The sequence below is a fragment of the Trichococcus sp. genome (assembly GCF_049589555.1).
GTDB lineage: Bacteria > Bacillota > Bacilli > Lactobacillales > Aerococcaceae > Trichococcus.
On the sequence record NZ_JBAWAZ010000183.1, the window covers coordinates 1 to 3333 of the forward strand.

The following is a 3333-nucleotide window of genomic DNA, read 5'->3' on the forward strand; positions in this document are numbered from 1 at the left end:
CACAATCCGTTTATTCCCTGATTTGGCGCCAAAAACAGTCGAAAACTTCTTGGGTTTAGCTGAAAGCGGCTATTATGACGGCATCATTTTCCACCGTGTCATCAATGACTTCATGATCCAAGGCGGCGACCCTACAGGAACTGGTATGGGCGGCTCAAGTGTATGGGGCGATTCTTTTAAAGATGAATTCTCGACGAGTCTTTTCAACCTGAATGGCGCGTTGTCGATGGCAAATGCTGGCCCGAACACAAACGGCAGCCAATTTTTCATCGTTACCGCTAAAGAAGTGCCTATGACAATGTTAGCTCAATTGGAAGCTGGCGGATGGCCTAAAGAAATCATCGATGCATACGCTGCAAAAGGCGGAACACCTTGGTTGGATCAAAAACATACCGTATTCGGACAAGTGGAAGCCGGCATGGACACAGTCTACGCTATCGAAGGCGTGAAAAAAGGCGCTCAAGACAAACCTGTCGAAGACGTTGTCATCGAGAGCATCACGATTTTATAATAGTATGAGGGGCACGAAAAATGCCCCTTTTTCTTTATGGATAAGATTATCTTGTTTCTGCCACTCCTAACACTACTGGAGTGTTTTCAAGGTAGTAATCGCTTTGACGCCGCCTAAGAGTTGCTTCTGATCAAAGTTGCATCAGAAATTCTATCCTTTCATCTAGGCACGTGGTATAATTATCTGGTACTGTGAGGGGAATTATGAATGAAAATGGAATATAAAATCGGAGACATAATTGAAGGCAGTGTAACAGGTATCCAATCCTATGGCGTGTTCATTTCATTGGACAAGAATACGCAAGGCCTGATCCATATATCCGAATGCAGGCATGGGTATGTGACCAACCTTGACGAATTCATACAAATCGACGATGAAGTGGAAGCCAAAATCATAGATATCGATGAGTATACAGGAAAAATAAGCCTGTCTCTTAGAGCTATGGAAAAGTTGGCGACACCGAGTTACCCGGCAAAAAGAAAGAAAAGAAAAAGAAGATATTTACCGCAGATTGGTTTTGAGACCTTGAAAGAAATGATGCCTACCTGGATCGAAGAGGCCAAAGAAGACGAGAAAGTCAGGAAATCGACAGGGAATAATCCTGTCTATACGACTTCCGGTGAAAGGGGACATTCATGATGATAAAAGAAAACATAGTGGCAGGGACTATTATGGTCACTAATGAGGCGGGAGCGACTTACTTTCTGGTAAACACAGAAAACGAATCCTACAGCCTACCTAGTGTAAACTTATCCGAAAGCGGAAAATCCCCTTTAGGATCTATAATGGAAGTCTTGCTGGCCCATGTTGACATTGAATCTGAGTCATTGCGATTGCTTGACTTGACGAATATGAGAGGGAATGGCAAAAACATGCCTCTGTTTGTTTTCGATTCATTAGAAAAACCTTCCGATTTGGACAGCTTACTGAACGAACCAGGCAAGTTCGCATGGAAAAAATCTTCGGAAATCTCGGAAATACTTACTGACTTGGAATTGGACAGCGTACCTATCTACCATTAAGGTGCCTTATTTCATGTCAGTAATCATTTTATAAAAACAAATTAGGAGGATATTAAATGTCACACATTCAATTTGATTACTCTAAAGCTTTGGAATTTTTTGCGCAACACGAATTGGACTACATCCAGTACCAAGTAACAGCCGCTGACAAAGCGCTTCGTGAAGGTACAGGCCCAGGGAGCGACTTCACTGGCTGGATCGATCTGCCTAAAGATTATGATAAAGAAGAATTCGCGCGCATCAAAGCAGCAGCGAAAAAAATCCAATCCGATTCAGAAGTTTTGGTTGTTATCGGTATCGGAGGTTCTTATTTAGGAGCTCGTGCTGCAATTGATTTCCTGAACAACACTTTCTATAACGTTCAGACAACTGCAGACCGCAAAACACCACAAATTTTCTTTGCAGGAAACAGCATCAGCTCAACTTATTTAGCTGACTTGATCGAAGTGATCGGTGATCGTGATTTCTCAGTGAACATGATTTCAAAATCAGGTACAACAACTGAACCGGCGATTGCTTTCCGCGTCTTCAAAGAATTGTTGATCAAAAAGTATGGTAAAGAAGAAGCAGTAAAACGCATTTACTCTACCACAGACAAAGCAAGAGGCGCAGCGAAGCATGAAGCGGACATGGAAGGGTACGAAACTTTCGTAATTCCTGATGATGTTGGTGGACGTTTCACTGTATTGACACCAGTTGGCCTTCTTCCGATCGCTGTCAGCGGAGCTGATATCGATGCGTTGATGCAAGGTGCTGCTGATGCCCGTGAAGCATACATGAATCCTGATTTGACAACTAACGTAGCCTACCAATACGCAGCTATCCGCAACATCCTTTACCGTAAAGGCAAAGTGACTGAAATTTTGGCTAACTATGAACCAGGCATGCAATATCTGTCAGAATGGTGGAAACAACTGTTCGGCGAATCTGAAGGTAAAGACCAAAAAGGTATTTATCCAACCAGCGCGAACTTCTCTACAGATTTGCACTCAATCGGCCAATCCATCCAAGATGGACAAAGAAATATCTTTGAAACAGTCGTTAAAGTTGCGAAACCACGCAAAACGATCCAAATTCCTTTGAGCGCAGAAGACTTGGACGGCTTAGGCTACCTTGAAGGCAAAGATGTAGATTTCGTAAATACAAAAGCTTACCAAGGCACATTGTTGGCACATACAGACGGCGGCGTACCAAACTTGTTGGTTACTATGCCTGAAATGGATGCTTATTCATTAGGTTATCTTGTATACTTCTTCGAAATCGCAGTAGGTATCTCTGGTTACCTGAATGGCGTGAACCCATTCGACCAACCAGGTGTTGAAGCTTACAAGAAAAACATGTTTGCTCTTCTTGGCAAACCTGGATTCGAAGAATTGGCTAAAGAATTAAACGACAGACTTTAAGCTACAAATTGCTTGAAGCGGACGATTCGTTGTCCGCTTTTTTTTGTGCCGAAAAAGCTTAAAGAGTACTCGGTGGGGAGGCTTATCGGAGGAATTCGAGTTGATTGGACCGAAAATACCGCCGAGGATGGCTTCGCTGGAGTTGCGTAACCAACTGAATTTAGTTTTTTAAATAACACATCAAATAAAATGACGGATCCATAACGATGCTGATGCACTGCTGTTGACAAGGCTTACATTTTTGTGGTAAAGTTTAGTTCCTCGGTAATCCGATGCGTTTTGTTCTGAAATCTGTTTGACACAGGTTTGAAATGATGATAGTATTATGAAGTTGTCTTTTGTAAGGCAACGGCAAGATGAAAATCATTGTTGACAGCAAGATGAAACGATGTTATCA

The 3333-nt window shown here is 42.5% G+C and carries 4 protein-coding genes; all 4 read left to right on the top strand.

Features of this window, described 5'->3' with window-relative positions; translation table 11 throughout:
- The coding region (locus WBV27_RS07150) for a peptidylprolyl isomerase (protein WP_424200693.1) at window positions 1-511 on the top strand (511 nt) is incomplete at its 5' end.
- A 207-nt stretch (window positions 512-718) separates the two neighbouring features.
- A complete protein-coding gene (locus WBV27_RS07155; RefSeq protein ID WP_424200695.1) occupies window positions 719-1150 on the top strand; it encodes a CvfD/Ygs/GSP13 family RNA-binding post-transcriptional regulator in 432 nt (143 codons plus the stop codon).
- Window positions 1150-1533 carry a hypothetical protein gene (locus tag WBV27_RS07160; protein WP_424200697.1) on the top strand — a complete coding sequence of 128 codons (384 nt, stop codon included), beginning with the start codon at window positions 1150-1152 and terminating at the stop codon, window positions 1531-1533. The genes WBV27_RS07155 and WBV27_RS07160 overlap by 1 nt, the downstream gene beginning before the upstream one ends.
- 56 nt (window positions 1534-1589) lie before the next feature.
- On the top strand, window positions 1590-2936 hold the full coding sequence (locus WBV27_RS07165; RefSeq protein WP_424200699.1) for a glucose-6-phosphate isomerase: 1347 nt from the start codon (window positions 1590-1592) through the stop codon (window positions 2934-2936).
- Window positions 2937-3333: the final 397 nt, after the last annotated feature.